Annotated in this window: 24 protein-coding genes; 12 read left to right on the forward strand and 12 right to left on the reverse strand. The window is 73.9% G+C overall.

The genetic code is table 11. The features are described 5' to 3' along the window. Positions 1-68: 68 nt before the first annotated feature. From BX285_RS22770 to BX285_RS22790, 5 genes are all read left to right on the forward strand, one after another. Positions 69-437: a hypothetical protein gene (locus tag BX285_RS22770; protein WP_121176905.1), complete on the forward strand. Its 369-nt coding sequence runs from the start codon at positions 69-71 to the stop codon at positions 435-437. A 132-nt stretch (positions 438-569) separates the two neighbouring features. Then, a complete protein-coding gene (locus BX285_RS22775) occupies positions 570-1,847 on the forward strand; it encodes an ABC transporter substrate-binding protein (protein ID WP_097239679.1) in 1,278 nt (425 codons plus the stop codon). Further along, positions 1,844-2,776 (forward strand): carbohydrate ABC transporter permease, encoded by a 933-nt coding sequence (locus BX285_RS22780; RefSeq protein ID WP_183107144.1) that lies wholly within the window; start codon positions 1,844-1,846, stop codon positions 2,774-2,776. Before BX285_RS22775 ends, BX285_RS22780 begins: the two co-directional genes overlap by 4 nt. After that, entirely contained in the window at positions 2,773-3,606 is an 834-nt protein-coding gene (locus tag BX285_RS22785; protein WP_097239680.1) for a carbohydrate ABC transporter permease, read from the forward strand. The genes BX285_RS22780 and BX285_RS22785 overlap by 4 nt, the downstream gene beginning before the upstream one ends. A gap of 32 nt (positions 3,607-3,638) precedes the next feature. Continuing rightward, entirely contained in the window at positions 3,639-4,826 is a 1,188-nt protein-coding gene (locus BX285_RS22790; protein ID WP_097239681.1) for an ABC transporter ATP-binding protein, read from the forward strand. A gap of 9 nt (positions 4,827-4,835) precedes the next feature. Here BX285_RS22790 and BX285_RS22795 read toward each other — a convergent pair whose 3' ends face one another. The 4 genes from BX285_RS22795 to BX285_RS22810 form a co-directional block, all read right to left on the reverse strand. Beyond that, on the reverse strand, positions 4,836-5,219 hold the full coding sequence (locus BX285_RS22795) for a cupin domain-containing protein (protein WP_097239682.1): 384 nt from the start codon (positions 5,217-5,219) through the stop codon (positions 4,836-4,838). A gap of 143 nt (positions 5,220-5,362) precedes the next feature. Next, a complete protein-coding gene (locus BX285_RS22800; protein WP_121176907.1) occupies positions 5,363-6,535 on the reverse strand; it encodes a CopD family protein in 1,173 nt (390 codons plus the stop codon). Positions 6,536-6,624: 89 nt separating this feature from the next. Continuing rightward, positions 6,625-7,113 carry a nucleoside deaminase gene (locus tag BX285_RS22805; protein ID WP_121176910.1) on the reverse strand — a complete coding sequence of 163 codons (489 nt, stop codon included), beginning with the start codon at positions 7,111-7,113 and terminating at the stop codon, positions 6,625-6,627. A 113-nt stretch (positions 7,114-7,226) separates the two neighbouring features. Beyond that, on the reverse strand, positions 7,227-8,078 hold the full coding sequence (locus BX285_RS22810) for a universal stress protein (RefSeq protein WP_121176913.1): 852 nt from the start codon (positions 8,076-8,078) through the stop codon (positions 7,227-7,229). Positions 8,079-8,244: 166 nt separating this feature from the next. Here BX285_RS22810 and BX285_RS22815 point away from each other — a divergent pair, with 166 nt between their 5' ends. Beyond that, a complete protein-coding gene (locus BX285_RS22815; RefSeq protein WP_097239686.1) occupies positions 8,245-8,604 on the forward strand; it encodes a zinc ribbon domain-containing protein YjdM in 360 nt (119 codons plus the stop codon). Between the two features lie 59 nt (positions 8,605-8,663). Here the strand turns inward: BX285_RS22815 and BX285_RS22820 are convergent, their stop codons facing one another. From BX285_RS22820 to BX285_RS22835, 4 genes are all read right to left on the reverse strand, one after another. Continuing rightward, positions 8,664-9,686: a hypothetical protein gene (locus BX285_RS22820; protein ID WP_121176915.1), complete on the reverse strand. Its 1,023-nt coding sequence runs from the start codon at positions 9,684-9,686 to the stop codon at positions 8,664-8,666. Further along, entirely contained in the window at positions 9,683-10,585 is a 903-nt protein-coding gene (locus BX285_RS22825) for an ATP-binding cassette domain-containing protein (protein WP_121176918.1), read from the reverse strand. Before BX285_RS22825 ends, BX285_RS22820 begins: the two co-directional genes overlap by 4 nt. A gap of 38 nt (positions 10,586-10,623) precedes the next feature. Next, on the reverse strand, positions 10,624-11,031 hold the full coding sequence (locus BX285_RS22830) for a GntR family transcriptional regulator (RefSeq protein WP_097239689.1): 408 nt from the start codon (positions 11,029-11,031) through the stop codon (positions 10,624-10,626). A 116-nt stretch (positions 11,032-11,147) separates the two neighbouring features. Beyond that, entirely contained in the window at positions 11,148-12,653 is a 1,506-nt protein-coding gene (locus BX285_RS22835) for a DUF2079 domain-containing protein (protein ID WP_121176920.1), read from the reverse strand. A 173-nt stretch (positions 12,654-12,826) separates the two neighbouring features. Here BX285_RS22835 and BX285_RS22840 point away from each other — a divergent pair, with 173 nt between their 5' ends. Both BX285_RS22840 and BX285_RS22845 read left to right on the forward strand, forming a co-directional pair. Beyond that, complete coding sequence (locus BX285_RS22840) at positions 12,827-14,764, forward strand: glycoside hydrolase family 5 protein (protein ID WP_398900840.1); 1,938 nt, start codon at positions 12,827-12,829, stop codon at positions 14,762-14,764. A 164-nt stretch (positions 14,765-14,928) separates the two neighbouring features. Further along, positions 14,929-16,992: a sensor histidine kinase gene (locus BX285_RS22845; protein WP_121176923.1), complete on the forward strand. Its 2,064-nt coding sequence runs from the start codon at positions 14,929-14,931 to the stop codon at positions 16,990-16,992. Between the two features lie 107 nt (positions 16,993-17,099). Here the strand turns inward: BX285_RS22845 and BX285_RS22850 are convergent, their stop codons facing one another. After that, the gene (locus BX285_RS22850; RefSeq protein ID WP_147465213.1) at positions 17,100-17,330 is read right to left on the reverse strand and encodes a hypothetical protein; all 231 of its coding nucleotides are present in this window, start codon (positions 17,328-17,330) and stop codon (positions 17,100-17,102) included. A gap of 319 nt (positions 17,331-17,649) precedes the next feature. On the opposite strand from BX285_RS22850, the gene BX285_RS22855 reads away from it, so the two are divergent. Continuing rightward, complete coding sequence (locus BX285_RS22855) at positions 17,650-18,267, forward strand: TetR-like C-terminal domain-containing protein (RefSeq protein ID WP_097239693.1); 618 nt, start codon at positions 17,650-17,652, stop codon at positions 18,265-18,267. Positions 18,268-18,327: 60 nt separating this feature from the next. On the opposite strand, the gene BX285_RS22860 is transcribed toward BX285_RS22855, so the two are convergent. Continuing rightward, entirely contained in the window at positions 18,328-19,692 is a 1,365-nt protein-coding gene (locus tag BX285_RS22860; protein WP_121176928.1) for an FAD-dependent oxidoreductase, read from the reverse strand. Between the two features lie 165 nt (positions 19,693-19,857). Beyond that, on the reverse strand, positions 19,858-20,703 hold the full coding sequence (locus BX285_RS22865; protein WP_310794229.1) for a slipin family protein: 846 nt from the start codon (positions 20,701-20,703) through the stop codon (positions 19,858-19,860). A gap of 578 nt (positions 20,704-21,281) precedes the next feature. Between BX285_RS22865 and BX285_RS22870 the strand changes: the two genes are divergently transcribed. Next, positions 21,282-21,932, forward strand: coding sequence for a pyridoxamine 5'-phosphate oxidase family protein (locus tag BX285_RS22870; protein WP_097239695.1), 651 nt, complete (start codon positions 21,282-21,284; stop codon positions 21,930-21,932). 52 nt (positions 21,933-21,984) lie between these two features. On the opposite strand, the gene BX285_RS22875 is transcribed toward BX285_RS22870, so the two are convergent. Further along, entirely contained in the window at positions 21,985-23,223 is a 1,239-nt protein-coding gene (locus BX285_RS22875) for an MFS transporter (RefSeq protein ID WP_183107145.1), read from the reverse strand. 135 nt (positions 23,224-23,358) lie between these two features. Here BX285_RS22875 and BX285_RS22880 point away from each other — a divergent pair, with 135 nt between their 5' ends. Then, on the forward strand, positions 23,359-24,369 hold the full coding sequence (locus BX285_RS22880) for an ArsR family transcriptional regulator (protein ID WP_121176930.1): 1,011 nt from the start codon (positions 23,359-23,361) through the stop codon (positions 24,367-24,369). 198 nt (positions 24,370-24,567) lie between these two features. Continuing rightward, the gene (locus BX285_RS22885) at positions 24,568-25,806 is read left to right on the forward strand and encodes a styrene monooxygenase/indole monooxygenase family protein (protein ID WP_097239697.1); all 1,239 of its coding nucleotides are present in this window, start codon (positions 24,568-24,570) and stop codon (positions 25,804-25,806) included. The last annotated feature ends 97 nt before the right edge of the window (positions 25,807-25,903 follow it).

Consider the following 25,903-nt stretch of genomic DNA (forward strand, 5'->3'; position numbering starts at 1 on the left):
CCGGCGACGACGTCCAGTGCACCGCCGCCCATGAGGACCCTGATGCATCGACCCGGGAGGACCCCTTCGTGCTGTCCCGTCACAAGACCTTGCGATCAGGCGTCGTCGCCCTCGGCGCCGGCGCCCTCCTCGTGCTGTCCTCGTCCGTGCCCGCCTCCGCCGCCAACGAGGGCGACCACTGGATCAGGACGGCGAACTGCACCGCCGACCAGGAGATCCAGGTGCACTTCGTCAACGGTGGCTGGCACGACGAACAGGAGCTCAACCCCACGGTCGCTCCCCCCGGTTGTGAGTTCGTCCTGACGGACCACGGCAAGCGGATCTCCGACACCTGGGGCGCCGGCTCCGGCTGGTGGTACGACGGCCCGGAGCACTACATCTGCGCCACCGTCTACGACTACGGCGCCCAGTCCGCCGTCTCCGGCGTCTGCAACTGAGCCGAGCGGCCGCGCACCCCGGGTTGGGCCGTTCGGCTGACGGGGGGCGCGGCACGCCGGCGACCGGAGACGGCAGCGGGCCGCACCCCCTAGGGTCGGCGGGGCCGGTCAGCCCCCCACCACGGGAGAACGATGCCCAGGGTCGCCAGAATTCGCTCGCGGTGGGCGAGCGCCGTCGCCGGGCTGGCCGTGATCGCCTCCGCCCTGGTGGGCTGCGGAGGCGGCGGGCAGGGCGGGGCGGTGACGTTGAACTGGTACAACTTCCCCGACGACTCCGGGGCCCTCCAGCAGGCCGCCGACCGCTGCGGGCAGCAGTCCGGCGGGCGCTACACCATCCACTACAACAAGCTCCCCCGCGGCGCGGACGGCCAACGCCAGCAACTGGTGCGCCGGATGGCCGCGCACGACGCCGACGTGGACATCCTGGGCCTGGACGTCACCTGGCCCGCCGAGTTCGCCGAGGCCGGCTGGATCCGCGAGTGGACCGGCGCGATGCGCGAGCAGGGCACCGCCGACACCCTCGACGCGGCGGTGCGCACCGCCACCTGGCGGGGCCGGCTGTACGCCGTGCCGTACAACTCCAACACCCAACTGCTCTGGTACCGCGACGACCTGGTGCCGACCCCGCCCGCCACCTGGGCCGAGATGCTGGCCAAGGCGCAGGAGCTGGCCCGCGAGGGCAAGCCGCACCTGGTGGAGATCCAGGGGGCCCAGTACGAGGGACTGACCGTCTGGTTCAACACCCTGGTCGCCAGCGCCGGAGGCTCGATCCTCACCCCCGACGCGCAGGCGCCCGCGCTCGGGGCACCGGCCGTCGCGGCCGCCACGGTGATGCACGACCTGGCCACCTCGGTGGCCGCCGACCCCTCGCTGCCGAACCAGATGGAGGACCAGAACCGGCTCGCCATGGAGTCCGGCAGCGCCGCCTTCGAACTCAACTACCCCTTCGTCTACCCCTCGATGAAGGCCAACCAGCCGACGCTCTTCCCGCACTTCCGCTGGGCGCCCTACCCCGCGGTGACCCCCGGCCGCCCCGCCGGCGTCACCATCGGCGGCATCGACCTCGCGGTGGGCGCCTACAGCCGGCACCCCGACCTCGCCTTCGAGGCCACCCTCTGCCTGCGCGACCGCGACAACCAGCTCACCAACGCGCTCAAGGGCGGACTCCCGCCGTCCCTGCGCAGCCTCTACCAGGCGGCCGAACTCACCAGCAGCTACCCGTTCGCCGCCGACGTCCTCGCCGCCCTCGACTCCGCGAGCATCCGGCCGCAGACCCCGGCCTACCAGAACGTCTCCATCGCCATCTCGCACACCCTCTCCCCGCCCGCGGCCATCCGCCCGGAGCAGGACGTGGCCGACCTCCGCGGGCAGATCCAGGACGCCCTCGGCTCGAAGGGGCTGATCCCGTGACACCGACCACCGGAGCCCGCGGCACGACCGTACAGCGGCCCGCCGGGCCCTCGCGCGGCGCCCGCCAGGAGCGCCGACTGGGCCTGCTGCTGTGCGCCCCCGCGGTGATCGTGATGGTCGCCGTCACCGCCTATCCGATCGGCTACGCGGTCTACCTGTCGCTGCAGCGCTACGACCTGCGCTTCCCCGAGCAGGCGCACTGGGTCGGGCTCGCCAACTACGGCGCGGTGCTGACCTCGACCTACTGGTGGCAGGCGCTCGGCGTCACCGTGCTGATCACCGCGGTGTCGGTGGCCGTCGAGCTGGTGCTCGGGCTGGCGCTCGCCCTGGTGATGCACCGCGCCGTCTTCGGCCGCGGCACCGTCCGCACCGCCGTCCTGGTGCCGTACGGGATCGTGACCGTCGTCGCCGCCTACTCCTGGCAGTACGCCTGGACACCGGGCACCGGCTACCTGGCCGCCCTGCTGCCGGCGGGCAGCGCCCCGCTGACCGAACAGTGGCCCGCCATCGGCCTGATCATCCTCGCCGAGGTCTGGAAGACCACCCCGTTCATGGCCCTGCTGCTGCTCGCGGGCCTGGCCCTGGTGCCCGAGGAGACGGTCCGGGCGGCCATGGTCGACGGGGCCACCTTCGGCCAGCGGCTGCGCCTGGTGATCCTGCCGCTGATGAAACCGGCGATCCTGGTCGCCCTGCTCTTCCGAACCCTGGACGCCTTCCGGATCTTCGACAACATCTACGTGCTGACCGGCGGCTCCAACGGCACCGGCTCCGTCTCGATCCTCGGCTACGACAACCTGTTCACCGCGCTCAACCTGGGCATCGGCTCGGCGATCTCGGTCCTGATCTTCGTCTGCGTGGCGCTCATCGCGGTGCTCTTCGTCAAGCTGTTCGGTGCGGCGGCGCCGGGCGCCGAACCGGAGGGCCGATGAACGCCCACCGCGCCCGGACGCTGACCGGCTGGGGCGTCGCCAACCTGGTCGTCGTCCTCTACGCGCTCTTCCCGGTGTGGTGGATCGTGGCGCTCTCCTTCAAGGACCCGGCCACCCTCTCCGACGGCGACTTCGTGCCGAGCACCTGGACCTGGGCCAACTACCGCGGCATCTTCCGGACTTCGGAGTTCACCCGGGCCCTGGTCAACTCGATCGGGATCGCGGTGATCGCCACCACCGTCGCCGTGGTGCTCGGCACCATGGCGGCCTACGCGGTGGCCCGGCTGCGCTTCCCCGGGAAGCGGCTGCTGATCGGGGTGTCCCTGCTGATCGCGATGTTCCCGCCGATCTCGCTGGTCTCGCCGCTGTTCGACATCGAGCGGGTGCTCGGGCTCTTCGACACCTGGCTCGGGCTGATCATCCCGTACATGACCTTCTCGCTGCCGCTGGCGATCTACACGCTCTCCGCCTTCTTCCGCGAGATCCCGTGGGACCTGGAGAAGGCCGCCAAGGTCGACGGCGCCACCCCCTGGCAGGCGTTCCGGCTGGTCATCGCGCCGCTGGCGGCGCCCGGCGTGTTCACGACCGGCATCCTGGTCTTCATCTTCTGCTGGAACGACTTCCTGTTCGCGATCTCGCTGACCTCCACCACGTCGGCCCGGACCGTCCCGGCCGCCATCGCCTTCTTCACCGGAAGCTCCCAGTTCGAGCAGCCGACCGGCTCGATCGCGGCCGCCGCCGTGATCATCACGATCCCGATCGTGGTCTTCGTGCTGCTGTTCCAACGCCGCATCGTCGCCGGGCTCACCGCCGGCGCCGTCAAGGGCTGAGACCCACCAGAGACCCACCAGGAAGGCGGACCGTGGCCGAGATCGTCCTCGACGGCATCACCAAGCGCTACCCCGACGGCGCTCTCGCCGTCCGCGACGTCAACCTCACCATCGCCGACGGCGAGTTCGTGATCCTGGTGGGGCCGTCCGGCTGCGGCAAGTCCACCACGCTCAACATGATCGCCGGGCTGGAGGACATCACCGAAGGCACCCTGCGGATCGCCGGAGAGGTCGTCAACGACCGCGCCCCCAAGGACCGCGACATCGCCATGGTCTTCCAGAGCTACGCCCTCTACCCGCACATGAGCGTGCGCGACAACATGGGCTTCGCGCTGCGCCTGGCCAAGGTCGACAAGCCGACCATCGCCGCCAAGGTCGAGGAGGCCGCCCGGATCCTGGACCTGACGCAGCACCTCGACCGCAAACCCGCCAACCTCTCCGGCGGGCAGCGCCAGCGGGTCGCGATGGGGCGGGCGATCGTCCGCGACCCCAAGGCCTTCCTGATGGACGAGCCGCTGTCCAACCTCGACGCCAAACTCCGGGTCCAGATGCGCACCCAGATCGCCGCACTCCAGCGCCGCCTGGGCACCACCACCGTCTACGTCACCCACGACCAGGTCGAGGCCATGACGCTCGGCGACCGGGTCGTCGTCATGCGGGCCGGCGTCGTCCAGCAGGTCGGCACGCCCCAGCACCTCTACGACGAGCCGGTGAACCTCTTCGTCGCCGGGTTCATCGGCTCGCCCGGCATGAACTTCCTCGGCGCCGCACTGGAGCACAACGCCCTGCGCACCTCCCTGGGTGAACTGCCGCTGGATGACCGCACCCGGCGGGCCCTGGAGCGCGCGGACGCCCCGCGCGACCTGATCGTCGGCATCCGCCCCGAGGACTTCGAGGACGCCGCCCTGGTCGAGCACCCCGGCGGGGTCACCTGCTCCGTCACCGTGGACGTCCGCGAGTCGGTGGGCTCCGACGTCTTCGTCCACTTCGCGGAGGAGGGCGGACCGGCGCCCACCGAGGAACTCGCCGAACTCGCCGCCGACTCGGGCCGGGCCGACACCGGCATGCAGGAACACCGCGTCGTCGCCCGCCTGAACACCGCGACCCGCGCCGCCGAGGGCGGCCCGCTGGAGCTGTGGATCGACACCGCGCGGATCCACGTCTTCGACCCGCGCGACGGGGCCAACCTGACCCACCCGGAACGCTCGGCCACGCCTTAGGGACAGACGCTAGGGAGCACCGCCCTGCTGGCGGCCCATCCAGTCCATGATGGCCTGCTCGGTGCGGGCGAGGTCGGCGGTCGGGCTGAACTGCAGCAGCTCCGTGCCCTCGTCGACGTACGGCCGGTGCCCGGGCGGCTGGTAGAAGGCGTCACCGGTCTCGTACACCTCCTCCTGGTCCCCGGACACGAAGCGCACGCGCCCGGCGATGACGTAGCCCCAGTGCGGGCACTGGCAGGCGCCGTCGGGCAGCGCCTGCAGCGGGCCGTCGAGGTCGGCGTCGGCCGCGAAGGAGACGAACTCGACGGTGTAGCCGTTCATCTCCGCACGGCGGTCGGTCACCGGGCCGAACTCCTGGACCTGCGGTGCTGACTGCTTGGACACCTTCGGCATCGGTGCGGCTCCTCTCCGTGAGCCCCCGAGACTTCCCGTCGTGTCGAGTCGACCACCTCCCGGCGCCGGGCGCATCCGGGCGGACGCCGAAGCGCGCGCCGCCGCTCCGGAGGGCCTGGAGCGGCGGCGCGCGCGGGGTGGGGTCAGGCCGCGGCCGGGGTGGCCGACGGGCGGCGGGCGAGCGCGTCGGAGGCCTTGGCCGTGGCGTAGAGGGAGACGGCGAGGGCGATGACCATGGCGGCACCGGCGGCGAAGAGACTGCCCGAGGAGACGGCCTTGGCGCTGCCGGCCTCGGTGCGGGCGGAACCGGTGATGAACGGCACGACCGCCAGGACGGCGACCCCGAGGACGACCTCGCCCCAGATGACCAGGGGGAAGTGGCGCAGCGTGAGGTGGCGCAGCGAGGCGGTGTCGTCGGCGCGCCGGGCCCGGGCGATGCGGGGCATGAGCCAGAACTGGTTGACGGCGCCGGCGGTGACCAGGCCGAGGACCAGGGCGAGCTTGACGAGCAGGGCGAGGCCGTAGCCGGTCGTCCACAGCTGGGAGACCGCGCCGACGTGCTTCCAGCTGAGCCACAGGCCGGAGACGAGGACGGCGCCGACGCAGACCAGCGCGACGAGGCCGAAGCGGCGCCAGATGTCGGCCCACAGCAGGCCGGCGTCGGTGCCGAGGCGGCCGCGGGTGCCGGCGAGCCCGACGAGCAGGGCGAGGCCGCCGAGCCAGACGGTGCCGGAGACGATGTGGGTCTGGTCGAGGACGAGGTCGAGCCAGCGGTCGCGGTCGGCGGGGGCGGTGGTCGGGACGGCGGCGATCAGGGTGACGGCGAGGACAGCCGGCAGCACGGCGCGGACCACGCGGTCGGTGTGCCGCCGGACGGCCGGGAGGAACAGGGCGGTCATCGCAGCGGCCGCGGCGAGGAGCACCAGGTTCTGGACCAGGTAGACGGTGCCCTGGGCGATCCAGGCACCCTTGGCGGCCGGGGCCCGGAGGAAGTCCAGGATCCGGCCGGGTGCGAGGGCGTCCTCGAAGGGCATGCCCTTGCCGGCCCGGGCGACGCGCGCGGCGAGCTGGAAGTAGCCGGCGACCAGCAGCACCACGCCCGCCCAGGCGAGGTGGGTGGCCGATCTGGATCGCAGCACCGCGGCGTCGGCGGTGCCGCCCGCGCGGCGCAGGGCGGGTCGGACCGTGGTGACGTAGGTGACGGTGGTGCCGATGGCGCCGCTGAGGCCGATGAAGTAGCCGGTTTTGGTGAGGACCCGCCAGAGCTGGGGCGCGGTGTATCCGGCCGTGTTCGCGGCCAACAGCAGACTGTTCATAAGGGAAGGCTAGCCTTAGCAAGGCTAGCCTTCCCTTATTCTTCAGTGCTTATTGTCCTATTGTCATCAACCCGTAACTCCACGGGGTGTCAGTCCTCGGTCGGCTGCGCCCAGTAGCCCGCGTGCACCGCCGCGGCCTCCTCGAAGAGGTCCGGCCCCGACACCTCCACGGTGTTCCCGCCGGCCGCGAAGACCTTGCGGCACGGCAGGTCGAGCACCGGCTCGTCCGGGTCGGCCCCCGCGATGACGTTCAACTGCGGTGCGGAGAGCGCGTAGACGACCCGGCGGATGCCGCTCCAGTAGATCGCCCCGGCGCACATCGCGCACGGCTCGGTGCTGCTGTACAGAGTGGCCTCGGTCAGCTGCGCCGGGTCCAGGGTGCGGGAGGCCTGCCGGACCAGATTGAGCTCGGCGTGGGCGGTCACGTCGCGGTCGATGAGCACGGTGTTCTCGGCGGTGAGCAGGACGTTCCCGGCCGGGTCGGTCAGCAGTGCGCCGAAGGGGTGGTTGCCGTGCGCGCGGGCGAGGCCCGAGAGGTCGATCGCGGCGAGCAGGTGGGCGCGGGTGTGATCGGCCATGGCGGGCTCCTCGGGGTGGTCCGGGTGGTGGCGTTAAACGTATAACGGTGCGGGGTGGCCGACGGTACGGGGCTGCCGCACCGGGCTGCCGTACGGGCTTGCGGCGGCCCGGGTCACCCGTACGGGACGACGGCGACCGGGCAGTGGGCGTGGTGGATCGCGGCGTGCGCCACCGGGCCGAGGTGGTGGTGGAGCAGCGGCATCCGGTGGTGCAGGCGGCGGCCGACGACGAGCAGCCGGGCCGTCGCCGCCGCGTCCACGAGCTCGACGGCGGCTTTGCCCCGGACCAGGTCGGCCGTCACCTGCACCTCGGGGTGGCGGGCCCGCCAGGACTCCAGGGCCTCGCTGAGATCGGCCCGCTCGTGGGCGGAGACCTCGCCCTCCAGCCCGCCGATGGCGCCGTACGACAGGTGCTCGGTGCCGGCCGGCGGCGGCCAGACGTGGACGACCCGCAGGGGCGCCGAGCGCAGCGCGGCCGCCTCGAAGGCGAAGGCCAGCACCGGGTCCGCCGGGCGCGCCAGATCCAGGCCCACCGTCACCGGCCCGGCCGCCTCACCCGCCTCGGCCCGGACCAGCACCACCGGGCAGACGGCCCGGCGCAGCACCTCCTGGCTCACCGAGCCGACCAGGAAGCCGCGCAGCGTCCCCAGCCCGCGCGAGCCCAGCACCAGCACGGCGGCGCTGCGCGCGGCCTCCTCCAGCGCCTCGACGGGGTCGGCGGACACGGCGGAGCCGGCAACCTCCAGCCCGGTCACCAGGGCGCGCAGTTCGGCCTCGCGGCCGGTCAGCCGCGCCAGGGCGTGCCGGTGGCTCTGGTCGCTGCCGACCACGTCCCGCTTCGGCCAGGGCCAGGCCTGGAGGACGTCCAGGCGCAGCCCGCGGCGCTCCGCCTCCCGGGCGGCCCACTCGGTGGCGGCCAGGCTCTCGGGTGAGCCGTCGAATCCGACGACCACGGATCCGGTCATGGCGTCCTCCTCGGTGCCGCGGCGGTCCGGGGCGGAGCCCTGCCGCCTCGGGTCCGGCCCCAGTATCGGCAGTGGCTGCGACCGGCGCCTCCCGGAGGGCGGGGCTGCGCATCCCCGTGCCCGCTGAGCAGGGGAAACGGCCTCCGGGAGCGGATATCCTGATCACATGAGCGACAACCTTCCCCCCTGTCCGCAGTGCGCCGGCGAGTACACCTACGAGATGGACGCCCTCATGGTCTGCCCGGAGTGCGGCCACGAGTGGGCGCCCGCCGCGGGCGGCGAGGGCGACACCGCCGGGGCCGGTGAGCGGGTCGTCAAGGACGCCGTCGGCAATGTGCTCAGCGACGGCGACACCGTGACCGTCGTCAAGGCCCTCAAGGTCAAGGGCAGTGCCTCCGGCATCAAGGCCGGCACCAAGGTCCGCGGCATCCGCCTGGTCGACGGCGTGGACGGTCATGACATCGACTGCCGCATCGAGGGCTTCGGCGCCATGCAGCTCAAGTCCAGCGTGGTCAAGAAGGCCTGACCCCCGGCCCTCAGGCAGCAGTTCGAGGCAGCAGTTCGAGGCCGGCGTCCGAGTCGGCGTCAGGCGCGGATCCGGCGGAAGACGACCACCAGGACGACCACGGTGAGCGCCACCAGGATGCCGGCCTCGACGAGTTGGATCGGCACCAGGTGGTCGGCCGGGTGGTACCGGAGCCAGGAGGCGGTGGCCCCCTCGCACCGGGCGCCGGCCCCGAGGGAGCGGATGCACGCGTCGGAGTCCACGCGGGTGCCGTCGGGCAGGATGACGCCCCGGTCGACGAGCCAGGCGTTGGCGGGCTGGAGGTAGGGGGGCTGCGCGCCGGGCGCCGGGCCCACCTCGTCCACGACGGGGTGGAAGTACGGCCGGGCCCAGCGGAACAGGCCGTGGGCGGTCGCGATCAGTGCGCCGGTGAGGAACATCGCGGGCAGCGTCCGGCGCAGCAGCAGGCCGACCAGGACGCCCAGCGACAGCGCGAACAGCGACCAGGCGATCGGCGCGACCCCGAGGGCCGGGTAGGTGAAGGACTGGAACGGCGGGTCGAAGGCGACCGGGCCGTGCACGATGTCCGTCCACCACACCCAGGTCATCAGCGAGGCGAGCACGCCGGAGACGGCCAGCACGGCGATGCCCGGCACCGCCAGGCGGACGGCCAGCCAGCGCACCGGGCCGACGGACTGGGCGCGGATCAGCCGGATCGTGCCGCGCTCGTACTCCTGGGCCAGCAGCGGTGCGCCGATGAAGACGCCGAACAGCAGCGGGGCGAGGGTGACCGCGGGCTGGAGGACGGAGACGAACCAGAAGTTCGGCCGGTCGATCGGCGCGAGGAGGGTCCAGCACCGGGTGTCGGACCAGGTCGCGGGGCTGTAGCAGCCGGTCCGCCGCAGGATGCCGGTGACGTGCCGGCAGGCGAGGTGGATCCAGGCCAGGTCGGCCACGACCAGGACGAGCAGGGCGGCCAGGGTCCACAGCACCACCCGGTGCTGGCGGGTCGCCAGCCAGAGCAGCCCGCGCAGCCCGGGGGCGGGGCGCCGGTCCGCAGAGGCGGGAGCGGCGGAGCGGTCGGTCAGGGCGTCCGTGCTCATGCGGCGGCCTCCTCGGTCCGGTGCCGGCCGCTCGTCGGGGCGGCGTCGGGCCGGGGGTCGGCCGGTGCGCGCAGGTAGCCCAGCAACAGGTCCTCCAGGTTCGGCCGTTCGCTCTCCCACGGGCCGTCCGGCGGCTCCTCGGTGCGCACCAGCGCTGTGGCGCGGCGGCCGGCGACGCGCTGCTCGACCACCTGCTCGGCCGGGAGCCCGGCGGCCTCGGCGGGCCCGGTGAGCAGCCGGTGTCCGTCCAGGATCTCCTCCAGGTCGCCGGCCAGCCGGATCCGCCCGCGCTGGACGAGCAGCAGGTGGTCGATGACGCCGTCCAGCTCGGGGAGGATGTGCGAGGACAGCACGATGGTGGTGCCGCGCTCGGCGGCGGTCGCCATCAGGGTGCCCATGAGCTGGTGCCGGGCGAGCGGGTCGAGGTCGGCCATCGGCTCGTCGAGCAGCAGCAGGTCGGGGAGCTTGCCGAGGGCCAGCGCGAGGGAGACCCGGGTGCGCTGGCCGCCGGAGAGCGAGCCGATACGTGCCCTGGGTTGCAACTCGCCCTGGTCGACGATCCCTTGGGCGGTCTCCTCGTCCCAGTGCGGATTGAGCTCGCGGCCCATTCGCAGCGTCTCGGCGACGGTGAGCCCAGGGTAGAGCGGCTTGTCCTGCGCCACGTACGCCACCCGGGCGCGCAGCTCCGGCCCGTCGGACGCCTCGCCGAGCACCCGCAACTCACCCTCGGTGGGGGCGAGTTGGTGGGCGGCGAGGGCGAGCAGGGTGCTCTTGCCGGCGCCGTTGGGGCCGACCGCCCCGCAGATCCGCCCGGCCGGGACGGTGAAGTCGCAGCCACGCAGGGCCCAGCCGCTCCGGTACTGCCTGCCGAGGCCGACGGCCTCCAGCGCAGGCGCCATGGTTGTCGGGTCTTCCACCCGGTCCCCCCAAGTGTTTCTCAGTTCGGTGTCGCCGGGGAGACCCCGGTGTCGAAGCGCTGCTCCAGGACGGAGGCCATCAGCGCGGCGATGTCCTCGCGCTCCAGCCCGGCCTCCCGGGCCCGGTCCACCCAGCCGACCAGGTCCGCGCGCAGCGGCCCGTCGGCCGCGGCCTCCGGCCGGGCGAGCGAGCGCCGGACGAAGGTGCCGAGCCCCGGGCGGGGCTCGACCAGCCCTTCGCGTTCGAGCTCGCGGTAGGCCTTCAGCACGGTGTTGGGGTTGATCGCGGTCTGCTCGACCACCTCCCGGGCGGTCGGCAGCTTGTCCCCGGGCTGCAGCAGGCCGAGTCGCAGCGCCTGCTTGGTCTGCTGCACGATCTGCTGGTAGGTGGAGACGCCGCTGCGCCGCTCGATGCGGTACTCGATCACACCCGTTTCGACCTTTCACTAGTTCAATAGTGGAATGGTGGCCCACTGCGGCGCGCGGGTCAAGCCGGACGGGGGAGGGGCCGGCGGGAGGGGCGGACTGATCGGAGGCGGGCTGGTCAGGGGCGTTCGAGCAGGACCAGGTCGTCCTGGTCGACCCGCTTCCGGTAGCCGAGTTCGTGGTACGCCGCGAGCACGCGGACGGTCTCGGCGAGCGCGCACGGGGACTGCACGCTCGGATCGCGCAGGTCGACGGCCACCCACTCGGGCCCGCGCCCGAGCGGGGCCCGGCAGACCAGGGTGACCTCCGTGCGACTGGTGAGCTGGGCCGCCAGCCGGTTGGAGGCGGCCACGGTGGCGCCGTCGGGTATCCGGTCCAGTGCCGCCCGAGTCGCGAGGAGCCGGGGCGGGGTGCTCCAGGCCTCGGGCATCACCACCTCGTGCAGCGGGTAGAGCGGCAGCGTCACGGCCGTCACCAGGGCGGTGGTGGCGAGCGCGTACCGGGCGCGCCGGGGGAGCCGGACAGGGGTCCGGGCGGAGCCCGGCGTGGCGCCGAGTGTGGTGCCGGAGCGGCGTACGGCGTCGACCAGGGCGGCGAGCGCGACCGGCATCAGCACCGCGCTGTAGTGGTAACTGACGCCCCAGTAGTGCGGGTTGGCCGAGAGCAGCCGCCAGGCCAGGGTGGGCAGGCAGAGCAGCAGGAGCGGTGAGCGCAGGCCGAGGAAGCCGGCGGTGGCGGCGAGCAGGAGGAGCAGCAGCCACTTCAGCGGCGGCCACGCCAGCCGTACGGGCAGTGCCCAGAGCGGGGCGTGCCCGCCGCCGTCCAGCTGCTGCCAGTAGTCGAAGCCGCCGCCCGTGTTGAACGCGGGGAGCACGACCAGCACGGTGAGCGCGGTCGCGGCGGTACCGACGGCGGCGAGGGCGAGCCCGGGCAGCGGACTGCGCCGGCCCCGGCGGGCCTGCCGGGCGATCAGCAGGCCGACGGCGGCGACCGTCAGCCCCAGGTCCTCCTTGACCAGCAGCAGCGGCAGCGACCAGAGCGCGGCGGTCAGCGGCCGGCGCCGGCCGAGCGCGACGGCGGCGAAGGCGAGCAGCGGGACGGCGAACGCGATCTCGTGGAAGTCGTCGGCCGCGGCCCGGACGATCCCCCAGGACGCCCCGGTGGCGCAGCCGACGAGCAGGGCGACCCGCGGGCCGGCCACCTCGTGGGCCCAGCGGGTGAGCGGGACGACGGCCGAGGCCATGAGCAGGGCCTGGGCGACCACCAGGGTGAGCGGGGTGGGGAAGGCCCGGTAGGCGGGGGCGAGGGTGGCGACCAGCGGGTGGAAGTGGTCCCCGAGCAGGTGGTAGCCGGGCCCCTTGAGCGGGACGATCGGGGCCCGGCCGTGCGCGTACGCCCGGATGGCCTGTTCGAAGATGCCCAGGTCGTAGGCCTTGGTGAGGCCGCGTCGGTGCCGGTTGACGCCGACGCAGGCGTAGAGCGCGGCGAAGCCCGCGGCCAGGCCCCAGGCCGGCAGGGCAGGGTGGCTGAGTGCCCGTCGGAGGCGGCGCGTTCGTCGCTGTCGGGCGGCGCCGGGGCGGGGTCGGAGGCGGGGCGGAGTGAGCGGGGAGGGGGCCAGGGGCATCGGCAAAGTACCCTTTCACTATTCGATTAGTGGAAGGGTGGTGGAAGTCCGAACGGGCGTCAAACCCGGTCCGGTTGTGCCGACCGGGCCTTCGCCGTGCCCTTCCCACGCCCGCTGCCGCCCCGTAAGGTCGGTCCCCGCCGACTTGTCGAGCCACCGTCACCACCGCGGGGATGACCATGAAGAGACTCGGAACGCGACTGCTCGCCCTGGCCGCGTGCCTGCCCGTGCTCGCCGTCCTGACGGCCGGCTCCGGCACCGCCGCGGCGCAGGCCGCCACCGTCACGGCCGGCCGGCCCGCCGCCGAACGGCTCGCCGCGTCGTGGACCGGCCCGCTCAGCACCCGCGGGCGGTACGTCGTGGACGCGAACGGCGACCGCTTCAAGCTGAAGGCCGCCAACTGGGCCGGGGCCCAAGGCACCTGGGAGGGCAACGGCGACCCGAACGACCCGGCGAACAACCAGGCCGGGCAGGTGTCGCACAACATCCCGCTCGGCCTGGACCGGGTGCCGATGACGCAGCTCCTGGCCGACTTCCACGACCTGGGCCTCAACAGCATCCGGCTGCCCTTCGCCAACGCGATGATCCACGACACCGTCCCGGTCCCGGACTCCGCCGTCGCCGCCAACCCGCAACTGCGCGGCCGCACCCCGCTCCAGGTCTACGACGCCGTGGTGGCGGCGCTCACCGCCGACGGCTTCGCGGTCATCCTCAACAACCACACCACCGGCTACCGCTTCTGCTGCGGCCTGGACGGCAACGAGCGCTGGAACAGCGGCCAGTCCACCGCGCAGTGGGAGGACGACTGGGTCTTCATGGCGAACCGCTACCGCGCCGACAAGCGGGTGGTCGGCGCCGACCTGCGCAACGAGGTCCGCCGCGACACCTGGGACGACCCCAACTGGGGCCTGGGCGACGCCCACGACGAGTACGCCGCCTTCGAGGAGGCCGGAAACCGGATCCTGCAGGCCGACCCGGACCTGCTGGTCGTCATGGAGGGCATCAACTGGTACGGCATCCCCGCCGCGCTGTTCAGCCACGGCCGGCCGATGCTCACCCCGGTCCGCACCCTCTCCCACACCCTGATCGACTCCGGCAAGCTGGTGTACTCCGCGCACTTCTACGCCTACACCGGCCCGGCCAACACCGGTGCGGGCAGCGGCCCGGGGGCGACGAGCGACCCCCGCTACGAGGACTTCACCCCCGACCAGCTCGCCCAGGTCGTCAACGACGAGGCACTGTTCGTGACCCGGACCGGACAGCACTTCACCGCCCCGGTGTGGATCAGCGAGTTCGGCGCGGGCGGCCGCGGCTCCACCGACGCCAAGGAACAGACCTGGCTGGACACCTTCACCGACCTCCTGGCGCGCAACGACACCGACTTCGCCATCTGGCCGCTGGTCGGCTGGGCCGACGCGAGCGGCCGCCCCCTGGACAGCTGGGCGCTGCTCTCCTACGACACCGCCGGCCGGCGCACCGGCCTCGGCGACCCCGGCGACTGGCGGGCCGCCGACTGGCACAAGCTGGTCGACGCCCCCGCACTCACCGGCCCCGTCGCCCCGGTCGCCCACTGGAACATGCTCGACCTCGACCACGGCGACCAGAACGTCTCGCGGCGGATGCTCGCCCTCCCGGACTGGAGCCCCGGCAACCGCAAGGGCAACTGCCCGGACGGCCAACGCCTGCTCGCCCTCGGCCGCAGCAGCAGCCGGGGCCTGTGCAGCGACACGGGCCAGCCCGTCACGGGCACCGGCGACTGGACCACCGTCACCGACGAGCGCTACGTCACCCAGGGCGACTGGGCCTCCGGCTACAACAAGCTGCAGTGCCCCGAGCGCACCTTCGCCGTCGGCTACAGCGTGCACGGCGGCGCCATGGCCGCCCTGCTCTGCGCACCCGCGGCCGGACCGCTGCCCTCCGGCGGCCGGGTCCTCTGGTTCGACCACGGAGACAACCGGCCCGCCGACGGAGGCTCGGTCGCCAGTGACTGGGCGCCCGGCTCCTACAAGGGTCAGTGCGCGGACGGTGAGTACGCGGCCGGCGTCGCCTACACCTGGCGGTGGCTGCACTACGGCGTCCCGGACGCCCTGCTCTGCCGCCCGCTCGGCTGACCCGCACGTGACCTGACCTGACCTGACCCGACCGGTCGCGAGCCCGTCCTGGCGTCCGTCCGGTCGGGGTGCGCCTCGCCGGGGCCGGTGCCTCATGTGCCCGGGACACCGGGTGCAGGACACTGCTGCCATCCCGTGGGGGCGTCGGCGAGGAAAGGGCGGTCATGGCGGCGGAGAGCGCGCGGAGAGCCCGGCGGCGGCCCCGGTCCGGCCCGGCGGAACGGCAGCTGGCCCTGGCCGGGCTGTGCGCCGCCGTCTGCCTGGTGGCCGGGGGCCTGTGGGTGGGCTACGTGGTGAGCCACCTGGGCGCGCCCGGGATCACGGTGCCCGCCCACCACCTGGCGGTCCTGGGCTCCGGGCTGGCCGCCGTGGCCGGCGGGGTGCTGCTGCACGCCCACCGCCCGGGCGTCCAGCTCGGCTGGGTGCTGCTCGTGTACGGGGCGGCGCAGATCATCCCCCTCGCCGCCCAGACCCCGGTCTGGGTCGAGGTGGGCGATCCGGGCGTGGTCGGGGCCGTGGTGGTCCTGGTGTCGGCCGGCTACGCCGTCAGCGGCCCGCTGTGGCACGCATTTCCGCTGTGGCTGCCGTACGGGACGCTGCCCAGCCGCCGGTGGTGGTACGCGATCGGCGCGGTGGCCGTGTGGATCCTGCCCCAGGCCTGCTACTACGTCTACCAGCCCACGGTCTTCGGCCGGCCCAACCCGCTGGCCGGCAGCACCGTCGCGAGCCGGCTGCGGACGTTCGACGACCGGCTGCACGCCACCCAGCTCATCGTGTTCGCCGTCCTGACCGTCCTGGTGATCCTGGTCCCGCTCGCCCGCACCCGCGGGGTGTCCCGGCGGCGCCGGCAGAACGTCCTGATCGGCCTCGGGGTCTACCTGCTGTGGGACTTCGCCGAACTCGGCTACTACTTCGACGGACAGAGCACCGCGGCGTTCATCGCCTTCACCTTCGCCTCCGCGCTGTGGACGCTCACCCTGGCCGCCGTCGTCGTGCGCGACGGCTCCTGGCGGCTGGACCTGGCGGCCCGCCGGGTGCTGGTCGGCCTGCTGGTGGCGACCGGGCTGGTGGTGGTGTTCGTCCTGGTGGCCTGCGTGCTGTCCACCATGCTGATGCCCGGGCGGCGCGGCGCCGGGACGCTGTTGCTGATCGCCGTCGTCTTCCTGCTCGCGGCCGGCCTGCCCCGCGGCGTCCAGTGGGCCTCCGGCGTGGTCGACCGCTGGTACTACGGCTCGCGCGCGCAGCCGTACCAGGTGCTGCGCAGCCTCGCCGGGCGGGTCAGCCAGACCGTCGACCCGCAGGAGGTGCCGGCCGTGCTCTGCGCCACGGTCAGTGACGAACTCCGGCTGCCCGGCGTGGCGTTGACCGTCTCCACCCGCGGCGGCGAACGCCCGCTGGCTGCCGTCGGGGAACGCTCCGGCAGTGGCGAGGGCTTCGCCCTGGTCCACCGCGGCGCCGAGATCGGCCGGCTCACCGTCGCCCCGCGCCCCGGCCAGCTGACTCTCGACGAGAGCGACCGCGACATCCTGCGCTCGCTCGCCGACCAGGCCGCGCCCGCCGTCGCCTCGCTCCGGCTGACCGAGGACCTGCGGGCCAGCCGCGAACAGATCGTCGCCGCCCGCGAGGAGGAGCGCCGCCAGCTGCGGCGCGACATCCACGACGGCCTCGGCCCGATGCTGGCCGGACTGCGGCTGCGGCTCCAGGGAGCGGCCGCGGTGGACGACCCGGCGCAGTTCTCCGGCGCGCTGGAGCGGGTCGCCGACGACCTCGCCTCGGCCGTCCGGGAGGTCCGGCGGATCACCGACCGGCTCGGGCCGACCGCCCTGGGCGACTACGGCCTGTCCCGGGCGCTCGACCGGCTCGCGGAGACCTTCAGCGGCGCCGACCTCACCGTCACCGCCAGGCTCCAGCCGGATCCGCTGCCGGACCTGCCCGCCGCCGTCGAGGTCGCCGTCTACCGGATCACCGCGGAGGCACTGAACAACGTGCTGCGCCACGCCCGGGCGCGCAGCGCCACGGTGTGCGTACGAGTGGAGGCCGAGCAGCTGGAACTCCTGGTCGAGGATGACGGGCAGGGCCCGGGCCCCGGCGATCCGGCGCGCCCGGGGGTGGGCCTGCGGTCGATGTCGGAGCGGGCTGCGGAGATCGGCGGCAGCTGCACCGTCGACGCGCTCGGCCGCGGTACCCGGGTGCACGCGGTGCTGCCGCGCCGACCGGCGTGCGGTTGAGCGCGGCTCCCGTGCGTCGAGGCCCGGGCCGGGGCCCGTACGACGCCCGCCCCCGGCGCGTCGGGCGGACGGCCGGGGGCGGGGATCGAAGGGGCAGCGGAACCGGTTCAGTTGCAGAAGGGCGGGTTGGGGCACGGCGGGCGGGGCGGACGGGGCGGGCCGCCGCCGGGGCCCGGCCCGGGGCGCAGGTGCCGCTTCGCTCTGCGGCTGCGCTCGGTGCCCGCGGCGCCCTCGACCGGACACCTGCAGGCCCGGACGGCCGCGGCGAGGCTCACGGCGGCGAAGACCGCGGCGGCGCCCGCCGCCACCAGCGCCGCACCGGCCGTTCTGTCGGTCATGGTGACCTCCACGGTGGGTTCCGCAGGCCGGGCGCTCCGACCTGCTCCTCCATGCCACCGCTGATGCCGCCCCGTCCGCATGAGGCGACGGTCCCGGGCCGGTCCCGCCGGGTGGGAGCACGGTCGCGGTGTGTGACGTCGACCGGGCGGTGGGAACCCCTGTTCGAAGCGTATCCGAGCGAACACCCGTCGCAACTCGGCGGCGGGCGCGCGGTTGGAAGCGGAACGCATTCGTTCACTAACATCGGAGGTGGTGGCGCGAGAAGGGGAACGCCGTCGCCGTGATCGAGGAAGGGCGAGTCGAAGAGGGTGCACAGCCATGACCGCTGACACGGACACCGGGCGCGGACCGGTGGCCGCAACGCCGCTGCGGCGGCGCGGCGAGGCGCTGGAGAGCGCCATCTACGAGGCCGTCCTCCACCAGCTCACCACCGACGGTTACGCCCGGCTGACCATGGAGGGCGTGGCCGCCGCGGCGCAGACCGGGAAGGCCGCGCTCTACCGCCGCTGGCCCTCCAAGGAGGAGCTGGTCATGGACGCGCTGCGGGCCAGCCTGCCGCCGGGCGGCCAGGCCCCCGACACCGGCAGCCTGCGGGGGGACCTGCTGGCGGTGGTGGAAAGGCTGCGCACGGCCATGTTCAGCGAGCTGGGCGCGGCGGTCCGGGCGATCATGAGCGAGCTCGACCACCGGCGGGCGCACGCCTTCGTGGCGATCGTGCTGGAGCGGGTGGTCGAGCCGACGACGGCGCTGATCGCCGAGGTACTGGACCGCGGCGCCGCCCGCGGCGAGGTCCGCCCGGGGGCCGTCACCCCGCTGGTCACCGACGTGGTGCCGGCGCTGATGCTGTACCGGATCAAGATGTGCGGCGGGGAGGCGGTGCAGCTCGATCCGGCGGAGATCGTGGACGAGGTGCTGCTGCCGATCGTCCGCCCGTGACGCCTGTCCGGCCCCGGTCGGGCGGACGACCGGCCCTGCCGGTGGAGGAGCGGCCCGCGCTCACGCCCCGCTGTGGCGCAGCATCTCCTCGCGTTCGACGACCTTGACCCGCTCGCGGCCCTCGGCCTCGCCGAGCGCGCGCTCGTGGGCGTCGAGCAGCTGCCAGCCCGCCCACGTGGTGTAGCGCACGCCCTGTCCGCGCAGGTGCTCCTCGACCGCCGCCGGGTCCGGCTCGGCGGCGCCCGGCAGGCGGCCGGCCGCGTGGTCGTCCAGCAGGCAGGCGACGGTCTCGTTGGCGTCACCCTTGGTGTGGCCGATCAGGCCGACCGGGCCGCGCTTGATCCAGCCGGTGACGTACGTCGCGGTGCGGTGCGAGCCGTCGCCGTCCAGCACCCGGCCGGCCGCGTGCGGGACGGTGCCCGAGACCGGGTCGAAGGGAAGCTTGGGCAGCTCGTCGGAGTAGTAGCCGACGGCCCGGTAGACCGCCTGGACGTCCCAGTCGGTGAAGCGGCCGGTGCCGCGCACGTTGCCGGTGCCGTCGTACTCGGTGCGCTCGGTGCGCAGCCCGACCACCCGGCCGTCCGCGCCCAGGACCTCGACCGGGGACTCGAAGAAGTGCAGGTGGACCCGGTGCGGGCGGTCCCCGACGTCGCGGATCGCCCAGTTCTCCAGGGTCGCCGCGACCAGGTCGACGTGCTTGACCGCGCGGCGCTCGGCGATCGAACCGGCGTCGTACTCGATGTCCTCGGGGTCGACGACCACCTCGATGGTCGGGGAGTGGTCCAGTTCGCGCAGCTCCATCGGGCTGAACTTGGCCTGGGCCGGGCCGCGCCGGCCGAAGACGTGCACCTCGCGGGCCCGGTTGCGGCGCAGACCCGCGTGGACGTTCGGCGGGATCTCGGTGGGCAGCAGCTCATCGGCGGTCTTGGCGAGGATCCGGGCGACGTCCAGCGCGACGTTGCCGACGCCGAGCACGGCGACCTTCTCTGCCTCCAGCGGCCAGTCGCGGTCCACGTCCGGGTGCCCGTCGTACCAGGAGACGAAGTCGGCCGCGCCGTGCGAGCCGTCCAGGTCGATGCCGGGCAGGCCGAGCGCGCGGTCGGCCGACGCGCCGGTGGCGAACACCACGGCGTCGTAGAACCGGTGCAGGTCGTCCAGGGCGAGGTCGGACGGGTAGTCGACGTTGCCGAACAGGCGGACCTGCGGCTTGTCGAGCACCTGGTGCAGGGCCGTCACGATGCCCTTGATGCGCGGGTGGTCGGGCGCGACGCCGTAGCGGATCAGGCCGAACGGGGCGGGCATCCGCTCGAACAGGTCGATCGAGACACCGGGGGTCCCGGCGGCGTCGGACTTCAGCAGGGCGTCGGCGGCGTAGATGCCGGCGGGGCCGGCTCCGACGATCGCGACTCTGATCGGGCGGGTCATGGCGGACGGTCCTCCGGTCGGGCGCAGCGGGAGGTGGTCTGGACCCTTGCAGCCAACCCGGAGGTGGGACGGTGGTGTAGTCGGTTCCGGTCTATGGGGTCATAGGGACGACCTATGGGCACGCGGCCGGATCGGGTGGGTGTCCCGGCCGGCCGCGTGGTGGGCTCAGCTCCCGTCGGCCGGGGTCTGCGCGGGGACGGCGGCCCCCTGGGCCGGGGCCTCGACGGCTGCGTCACCCGCATCGCCAGAGCCTTCGGCGGCGATCCTGACGGTCGAGGCGTCGAAGAAGCGCAGCAGCTCCACCGGGAACGGCAGCACCAGCGTCGAGTTCTTCTCCGCCGCGACCTCGACCACCGTCTGCAGCAGCCGCAGCTGCATCGCTGCCGGGGTGTCGCTCATCTTTGCGGCCGCCTCGGCGAGCTTGGCGGCGGCCTGGAACTCGCCGTCGGCGGTGATGATCCTGGCCCGGCGCTCGCGGTCGGCCTCGGCCTGGCGGGCCATCGAGCGCTTCATCGAGTCGGGCAGGCTGACGTCCTTGATCTCCACCCGGTCGATGTGCACGCCCCAGCCGGTGGCCGGGCTCTCCAGCATGACCTCCAGGCCCTGGTGCAGGTTCTCCCGGCCGGAGAGCAGGTCGTCCAGCTCGCTCTTGCCGATGATCGAGCGCAGCGAGGTTTGGGCGACCTGCAGCATGGCGAAGGCGTAGTTCTGCACGTCCACGGTGGCCTTGACCGGGTCGATCACCCGGAAGTAGAGCACCGCGTCGACGCTCACCGAGACGTTGTCCTTGGTGATGCCCTCCTGCGCGGGCACCGGCATGGTCACGACCTGGACGTTGACCTTGCGCATCCGGTCGAGCACCGGCAGCAGGAGGGTGACGCCCGGCTCGCGGACCCGGCCGCTCACCCGCCCCAGCCGGAACACCACACCGCGCTCGTACTGCTGGACCACCCGCACGCCGGTCACCAGCCAGAGCAGGAGCAGCACGGCGACGATCACCACAGCTGTCACGATTTCGACCTCCCCCGTCGCGGCGCAACCGGGCCGGGACCGGAGTGGCCCTGTCGCGCGGTGCGAGCCGCGCAGGACAGTATGCGCCCGGGGTGGCGAGCGGGACAGGCGTGTGCACGGGAGTCTTGACGGACCCTTAGCGGCTGACGGCCCGTTCGTGCTCCGGGGCGCTCGTGGCCGTCTCCGCCGCCGTGCCCGCTCGGCCTGGTCCGGGCCGCGCTCACCGCCGCCGTCCGGGCGGGCCACGAACTCACCCGGGGCGAGCCGACCGCCGAGCGCTTCGTCACCCTGCTCTGGCACCCGCGCCGGGAACAGGACCCGCTGGTGCGGCTGCTGCGCGAGAGCCTTCGCGCGCTCGCTGCGGAGCTCACCGGGCCGGGCGACGAGCCGCCGCACTGAGCTGCGGGGACGGGGACGCGGCGACCGACACGCACGGGGCCGGGCCGTTGCTCGACTTGCCGCAGGTCGGACGCTTGGATGGGTCCGCCCTGGTCAACTCGACGGGCCCGTACCGGATTGCGCCCCGACGCGGCCCGGACCCGGCCCGAACGCCCCCCGGCAAGCCGAGGAGTCACCCCGTGCACGACACCACCGACCCCGCCGCCGTGGCTCAGCGGATCGCCGAACGGTGCGACCGGCTGGGCATCACCGAGGACGACCTGGCCCGCCGGGCCGCGATGGCCCCCCGCTACCTGCGGCACCTGCTCGACGCCGGGCCCGACTTCGACCCGGGCGGGTTCGTGCGGATCGCCGCCGCCCTCGGCTGCAGCCGCGACGAACTGCTGACCGGCCGCGCCGACGCCCCGCCCGGCCACGGCGGCCCCGGCCCGCACCCCCGGCTGCAGAACCTCACCGAGGCCGAGTGCTGGGAGCTCGTCGGCACCCACGGCATCGGCCGGATCGGCCTGGCGGTCGAGCCGGGGCCGGTGGTCCTGCCCGTCAACTACGTGGTCGACCGGGCGTCCTTCGCCTTCCGCACCGGCGAGCACCACGCCGCCGCCCCGGCCGAGTCCGCCCCGGTCTCCTTCGAGGTCGACCGCATCGACGAGTACCTCGGGCGCGGCTGGAGCGTCCTCGTCCTCGGCCAGGCCCACTACGTGACCGACCCCGAGGAACTGCAACGCCTGGCCGCCCTCCCCGGCGCCACCCCCTGGGCCGGCGGCGACCGCCCCCGCTGGGTCCGGATCCGCCCCGACGAGATCACCGGCCGCCGCCTGATCACGGGTTGACCCACCCGGCCGGGCACCTCGCGCGTCGGCCCGGCGGCGCGGTCGACGCCGGTCAGGCCTGCTGGGAGCGGGGGGACGCGCGGCCCTTCGTCCGGGGCGGCGGCTGACGGTCCTCGGGGGTGCTCGGGGCGGTGCGGGGTGTGGCGGTGAGGTGGCGGGTCAGGGCGAGCATGGTGAGGAGGGCCAGGAGGGTGCAGACGCCCCACCAACCGGTGCGGGTCCAGACCCGGGTGCCGAGCCAGGAGCCCGTGCTGCCGCCCAGGTAGGCGCAGGTCATGTAGGCGCTCCTGAGGCGGCCGCGGGCTTCCGGCCGGAGCGTGTCGACCCGGGTCTGGTTGGCCACCATGCCGCACTGCATCGCCACGTCGAGCAGCAGGGTGCCGAGGGTCAGGGCGGTCAGGCCGAGCGGACCGCCGTGGCTGCCCGTCGCGAGGACGGCGGCCGCGGCGAGGACGCCGAGCAGGCAGACCAGGTTCACCGGGTCGGGGCCGTGCCGGTCCACCAGCCTTCCGGCGTACGGAGTGCAGAGCATGGTCGCCGCGCCCACCAGGGCGAGCAGGCCGACGGCCCGGGCGTCCAAGTCGTACGGCGGACCGGTGAGCAGCAGGGCCAGGCAGGTCCAGACGGCGGAGAAGCCGGCGAAGACGCTCGCCTGGTAGATGCAGGAGCGGCGCAGGTCCGGCTCGGTGCGCAGCAGGCGCAGGGGTTCGGCGAGCAGGGCCCGGTACGGCTGCCGGGAGGTCGCGGTGGTGGCCGGGACGGTGCGGGCCAGGACGGCGGCGAGGAGGAGGGTGAGCGCGGCGGCGACCAGGTACGGGGCCCGCCAGCCCAGCCACTGGCCGAGGGTGCCGCCGAAGGTGCGGGCCAGCAGCATGCCGCCGGTCGATCCGCTCAGCAGGGCGCCGATCACCGCGCCCCGGCGGCCGGCGGAGGTCAGGTTGGCGGCCAGCGTGCCGACGATCTGGGCGGCGACGGTGGTCAGGCCGACGGCGGCGCTCGCCGCGACCAGGACGGGCAGGTTCGGCGCGCAGCCCGCGGCGAGCAGGGCGAGGCCGGTGAGGGAGAGCAGGGTGACCAGGAGCGGGCGGTGGGGGAGCCGGTCGCCGAGCGGCACCAGGAGCACGATCCCGCCGGTGTACCCGAGCTGGGTGGCGGTCACGACGAGGGTCGCCGCGTCCGGCGGCACGTGCAGTCCGGCGGCGATCAGCGGGCCGACGGCCTGCGGGAAGTAGAGGTTGCCGACCGCGACGGCGCAGGTGACGGCGAGGAGCAGGACCAGGCGGCGGGTCACCGGTTCGCCCGTACGGGGGTGGGTGAGGTTTTGGTGGTCGCCGGTGCCGGGGCGGCCGGTGTCGGGTCGGTCGGTGTCATGGCGTCAGTGCACGGCATCGGCGGGGCGCCGCCAATCGATGTAGCGTGGGGCTTCATGATCAGCTTCGAACTCGGCGTCGAGGACCTCGCGGACACCCGGTTCGCGCTGTCGCCGCTGCACGAGGCGGTGCTGAGCCTGCGGGTGCTGCAGGACCCCGGGCTCGCGGCGTTGCACCTGCCGTGGCGCCGGTCGGCGCTCGGCCGGCTGGGGGCGCTCGACACCGAGCTGCTGCTGGCCCTGGTGGCGCGCCGGCGTACCGTCCCGGACCACCTGACGCCCGTTCCGACGAGCTTCGCGCCGGTCTTCGAGGAGGAGCTGGCCGTCGTGCGCCGGACCTCCTCGGAGCTGGTCCGTCGCGACCTGGTGCTGACGCACGCGCCGGATCCGGTGCCCGGGGCCCTGCGGGCGGCCGTCGACGGCGACGACGCCGCGGTCGCCGCACTGCGCGACGGCATCTGCGACCTGCTGCACCGGTACTGGCGGTCGGCGATCGAGCCGGAGTGGCCGCGGATGCGGCTGGTGCTGGAGGCGGACATGACGTACCGGGCCCGGCGGCTCGCGCTCGGCGGCGCCCGGCTGCTGTTCGCCGACATGCACCCGGACCTGCGGTGGCGGGAAGGCGTGCTGCACGTCGACCGGATGATCAGCCGGCACCGGGTCGCGGCGGCGGGGCGGGGGCTGTTGCTGATGCCGTCCGTGTTCGCGCACAAGCCCGCGCCGCCGCTCAGTCCGGAGGAGCCGCCCAGCCTGGTCTACCCGAGCCGGGGCGTGGCCACCCTGTGGGACTCCCCGCCGGGTGACGCGCCGCGGGGCGGCTCCCGGTCGGGTGCCGCTCCGCAGGCGCTGGCAGCACTGCTCGGTGCGCCGCGGGCCCGGCTGCTGGTGCTGCTGGAGGAGCCGACCGCCACCGTCGAGATCGCCCGCCGGGTGCGGGTCACGCCGAGCGCCGTCTCCCAGCACCTGCGCGTCCTGTACGCCGCGGGTCTGCTCGCCCGGGCTCGGGACGGGCGTCAAGTGCTGTACCGGCGGAGCGTGTTGGGCGACAAGCTGGTGGCCGGCGGGTAGCCGGGATCGCGGAGCGGGGCGGCCGGTGCGGGCTGTGAGCGGAAGCTCCGCCTCCGGCTCGACCCGGCCTCGAACTCTCCGCTGTCCGCTGTGCGGCCCGTGGACGGGCGCGCCGATGACTGGTATCCAGGCCACCGGGCAGTCGCGAAGTGCGGTCCGGCTGTGGAGTCGTGACGCACCACCAGGAGAGCAGGGGCGATGCGCAGAGTTCTGATCGTCGGTGCCGGGCAGGCCGGACTCCAACTGGCCCTGGGACTGCAGTCCCACGGTTACGACGTGACGGTGCTGACGGACCGCAGTGCGGAGGAGGTGCGCGCCGGGAAGGTGCTGTCCAGCCAGTGCATGTTCGACTCCGCGCTGCGCACCGAGCGTGAGCTCGGCCTGGACCTGTGGGCCGAGGAGGCGCCCCGGATCGAGGGAGTCGGGCTGTCGGTGACCGGGCCGGACGCGGCGCGGGTGATCGACTGGGTCGGACGGCTGGACGCCTACGCGCAGTCCGTCGACCAGCGGCTGAAGATGTCCACCTGGCTGGAGACCTTCGCCGGGCGCGGCGGCCGGGTGGAGCTGCGCAAGGTGACCGCCGCCGACGTGGAGCACCTGGCCGGCTCGTACGACCTGGTGCTGGTGGCCTCCGGCAAGGGCGCGCTGGGCTCGCTGTTCGAGCGCGACCACGCGCACTCGCCGCACGACCGCCCGCAGCGCGCGCTGGCCGCCGCCTACGTGCACGGGCTCGGGCCGCGCCCCGAGCACGACTTCCCGGCGGTGCGCTGCAACGCGGTGCCCGGCATCGGCGAACTGTTCGTGGTGCCGGCCCTCACCGTGTCGGGGCCCTGCGACATCCTGCTCTGGGAGGCCGTGCCGGGCGGCCCGGCGGACGCCTTCGACGGGCTGCGCGACCCGGCCGAACACCTGCGGGTGACCCTGGAGTTGATGAAGACCTTCACCCCTTGGGAGTACGACCGGGCCCGGGCCGGCGTCGAACTCACCGACGCCGGCGCCACCCTGGCCGGCCGCTTCACCCCGGTGGTGCGCCGTCCGGTCGGCGAACTGCCGGGCGGCGTCGCCGTGTTGGGCGTGGCGGACGTGGTCGTCACCAACGACCCGATCACCGGCCAGGGCGCCAACAACGCCGCCAAGTGCGCGGCCGTCTATCTGGCGGCGATCCTCGCCCACGGCGACAAGCCCTTCGACCGGGACTTCCAGCAGGCCGCCTTCGACACCTTCTGGGAGATCGCCGGCCCGGTCACCACCTGGAGCAACGCCATGCTCGCCCCGCCGCCCCCGCACGTGCTCGACCTCTTCGTCGCGGGGAGCCGGTACCAGGCCGTGGCCGACCGGTTCGCCAACAACTTCAACGACCCGGCAGACGTGGACCGGTGGTACCTCGACCCGGCGAAGGCGGCCGCCTACCTGGCCTCGGTCGCGTCCGAAAACTGAATGGTCAAAGTTTGACAAGTCGGCTGCGGCCGCGTGTCGATCGTGGTGGGTTCGTGGCACTCCCCTCGTCGAGGGGCATTGCGGCTCGGAACGACGA

This window comes from Streptomyces sp. 1114.5 (assembly GCF_003635085.1).
Lineage (GTDB): Bacteria > Actinomycetota > Actinomycetes > Streptomycetales > Streptomycetaceae > Kitasatospora.

Bases quoted from the DNA above. Each gene is read 5' to 3' on its own strand.
- BX285_RS22825 (WP_121176918.1), bottom strand. From the start codon at position 10,585: ATGGCGCCTGCGCTGGAGGCCGTCGGCCTCGGCAGGCAGTACCGGAGC.
- BX285_RS22775 (WP_097239679.1), top strand. From the start codon at position 570: ATGCCCAGGGTCGCCAGAATTCGCTCGCGGTGGGCGAGCGCCGTCGCC.
- BX285_RS22810 (WP_121176913.1), bottom strand. From the start codon at position 8,078: ATGACCGGATCCGTGGTCGTCGGATTCGACGGCTCACCCGAGAGCCTG.
- BX285_RS22860 (WP_121176928.1), bottom strand. From the start codon at position 19,692: ATGACCCGCCCGATCAGAGTCGCGATCGTCGGAGCCGGCCCCGCCGGC.
- BX285_RS22855 (WP_097239693.1), top strand. From the start codon at position 17,650: ATGACCGCTGACACGGACACCGGGCGCGGACCGGTGGCCGCAACGCCG.
- BX285_RS22815 (WP_097239686.1), top strand. From the start codon at position 8,245: ATGAGCGACAACCTTCCCCCCTGTCCGCAGTGCGCCGGCGAGTACACC.
- BX285_RS22850 (WP_147465213.1), bottom strand. From the start codon at position 17,330: ATGACCGACAGAACGGCCGGTGCGGCGCTGGTGGCGGCGGGCGCCGCC.
- BX285_RS22845 (WP_121176923.1), top strand. From the start codon at position 14,929: ATGGCGGCGGAGAGCGCGCGGAGAGCCCGGCGGCGGCCCCGGTCCGGC.
- BX285_RS22835 (WP_121176920.1), bottom strand. From the start codon at position 12,653: ATGCCCCTGGCCCCCTCCCCGCTCACTCCGCCCCGCCTCCGACCCCGC.
- BX285_RS22805 (WP_121176910.1), bottom strand. From the start codon at position 7,113: ATGGCCGATCACACCCGCGCCCACCTGCTCGCCGCGATCGACCTCTCG.
- BX285_RS22785 (WP_097239680.1), top strand. From the start codon at position 2,773: ATGAACGCCCACCGCGCCCGGACGCTGACCGGCTGGGGCGTCGCCAAC.
- BX285_RS22885 (WP_097239697.1), top strand. From the start codon at position 24,568: ATGCGCAGAGTTCTGATCGTCGGTGCCGGGCAGGCCGGACTCCAACTG.
- BX285_RS22840 (WP_398900840.1), top strand. From the start codon at position 12,827: ATGACCATGAAGAGACTCGGAACGCGACTGCTCGCCCTGGCCGCGTGC.
- BX285_RS22800 (WP_121176907.1), bottom strand. From the start codon at position 6,535: ATGAACAGTCTGCTGTTGGCCGCGAACACGGCCGGATACACCGCGCCC.
- BX285_RS22820 (WP_121176915.1), bottom strand. From the start codon at position 9,686: ATGAGCACGGACGCCCTGACCGACCGCTCCGCCGCTCCCGCCTCTGCG.
- BX285_RS22880 (WP_121176930.1), top strand. From the start codon at position 23,359: ATGATCAGCTTCGAACTCGGCGTCGAGGACCTCGCGGACACCCGGTTC.
- BX285_RS22795 (WP_097239682.1), bottom strand. From the start codon at position 5,219: ATGCCGAAGGTGTCCAAGCAGTCAGCACCGCAGGTCCAGGAGTTCGGC.